The 1718-nt window shown below is 38.9% G+C and carries 2 protein-coding genes; both read right to left on the reverse strand.

Annotation, left to right across the window (positions count from 1 at the left end):
- On the reverse strand, positions 1 to 434 hold a 434-nt coding region (locus ACEW8O_RS03220), incomplete at its 3' end, for an AAA family ATPase (protein ID WP_373493184.1).
- A gap of 437 nt (positions 435 to 871) precedes the next feature.
- A partial coding sequence (locus ACEW8O_RS03225) for a DMT family transporter (RefSeq protein ID WP_373493185.1) occupies positions 872 to 1718 on the reverse strand: 847 nt, incomplete at its 5' end.

Genomic DNA, 1718 nt, shown 5'->3' on the forward strand with positions numbered 1-1718 from the left:
CCAACCTCCTTTTCATACTCACCCCAAGAGATGGGCCACAAGTTATAGGTCCACTTTCTTCCGGTAAGTGGTTCTTGGATTTGTTGGTTAAGTTCAAATGAAGATGAACCACTAATCAAAAGTTGTACATCCTTAAATTGATCAACTATTATCTTTGCTTTAATGCCAATATTATTGATCCGTTGCGCTTCGTCTATATAAACAATTTGATTGTCGCCGATAAGACTCCTTAAAGTCTCAGTATTGGAATTTTCCAGAATTTCTACGACCGTAGGATCATCACCGTCCAGATATAAGTGTTTTTCGGCCCTGTTTTCCAAGATGGACTTGATCAGGGTAGTTTTACCTACTTGTCTCGGTCCAAGCAATAAAATAGCTTTTCCAGAAAAAAATTTCTCCTCAATAGACAAACGGATTTTTCGGTTAAATTTCAAAGGATTTGCATCTAGCTCTATGCAAATATATAACTTTAAAGGATTATATTCCCGTAAAGTTATAACTTTAAAGGATTACATTCCCGTAAAGTTATAACTTTAAAGGATTAGAAGTCTATAACGGGAATAAATTTAAACTTTGAGATTAGGGATGGATTTACTAAAAGTAATTTACCATTTGTAATTTACTAAAGGTAAATCACTTGTGGCCACAGCCAAATCCGGAACTGTGTCAGCACCAACCTCAAAAGATTTTATAGCCCAACATCAACTTGGAAGTTCAGCGACGGTTTTTAAATCCATTCATTGGAAAAGAAAATGATCTACAAAGAGTGCACTACAGACGGGGCGGCGTACTATGAAGTATATGATGTTCTTTTTGAGAGATGGATGCTGGGGTTGTCTATCTTGCCAGAAAAAGTTGTAAAAAAAAACCTTTAAACTCCCAAAGGATTTTTTTTCAAAACTTTTCTCCTATTCCAATAATTATACACCGGATAAATCAACACCGAAATCAAAATGATCAAAGTCCCCAAATAAAACCCTCCTGTCATCTGTTCCTTTTCACCAAAAATCAGGACTGCCAAGATAATTCCATACACCGGCTCCAGGTTGATGGTCAGGTTGACCGCAAAGGCGGTGATCCTACGCATCAATTCCACAGAAACGGAAAAAGCATAGACGGTACAGACTCCCCCCAACAAAAGCAACCACAACCAATCCATGGCAGATGGTATCAATTGCAGGCCTTCCGAAGCAAAGAAATGACTATACACCGGCAACATCAAAGCCGCAAAAACAAAAGCGCCAAACATCTCATAAAAAGTCAAAACATAGGGATTATGTTTTTTGATCAAACGGCCATTGATGACAGTGAAGACAGCACTCAGGAAAGCTGAACCAATTGCCATCACCAGTCCCAACCAATAATCCAATTCGAACCTGAAAATCACATATAATCCCCCAATCACCATCAGCCCCAAAAATATTTCAAAAGGTTTGACCTTGTTCTTGTTGACAAGTGGTTCCAAAAATGCCGTCCACAAGGAGGTGGTGGCCATCCCCGCTAAACAAACAGATGCAGTAGAAACCCTCGCCGCCCAAAAAAACAGGATCCAATGCAGAGAGATGATAAATCCTGTTGCTACAATTTTGATCAACTCCTTTTGCGGAATACGGATGGAAGACTTTTTAAATACAAATATGATCGCAAGGATGACCGTAGCAATCATCGTCCTGTAAAATACGATCTCCAATGATGGAATACTGATCAGCAGACCTAAA

The sequence above is a fragment of the Aquiflexum sp. genome, from assembly GCF_041749095.1.
GTDB lineage: Bacteria > Bacteroidota > Bacteroidia > Cytophagales > Cyclobacteriaceae > Aquiflexum.